Origin of the sequence: Acinetobacter sp. I-MWF (assembly GCF_025433935.1) — a bacterium.
Lineage (GTDB): Bacteria > Pseudomonadota > Gammaproteobacteria > Pseudomonadales > Moraxellaceae > Acinetobacter > Acinetobacter guillouiae.
The window spans coordinates 1-367 of the sequence record NZ_JAMBAR010000059.1; the positions used below are offsets into that span (position 1 = coordinate 1).

Genomic DNA, 367 nt, shown 5'->3' on the forward strand with positions numbered 1-367 from the left:
CGAGGACGACCTGCGAGTGGCGATGAACGAAAGCCTGTATGACGAACCCAATTACAACTCGAGCCCTTTCATCCGCGGTTTCAGAAACCGCCTGGAAGGCTGGATCACCCAGCGCGGCGATCCTGCTGTCAAAACCTCCGGTTCGCAGCTGCATAACCGTGTGCATTTGTGGATTGGCGGCAATATGTTGCCCATGACCTCACCGGATGACCCGGTGTTCTTCCTGCATCACTGTTTCATCGACAAGATCTGGGCGGACTGGCAGGCGCAGAAGCGCCTGGATGAGCCGGACCTGGCCCCGCACTATTGCCCCATGCAGGACGGTCCGCCGGGCCACAACTATGATGATGTGATTAATCCCTGGACC

The 367-nt window shown here is 58.0% G+C and carries 1 protein-coding gene; it reads left to right on the forward strand.

What is annotated here, in order from left to right; genetic code table 11:
• Positions 1 to 22: 22 nt before the first annotated feature.
• The coding region (locus M2R48_RS21355; RefSeq protein WP_262087635.1) for a tyrosinase family protein at positions 23 to 367 on the forward strand (345 nt) is incomplete at its 3' end.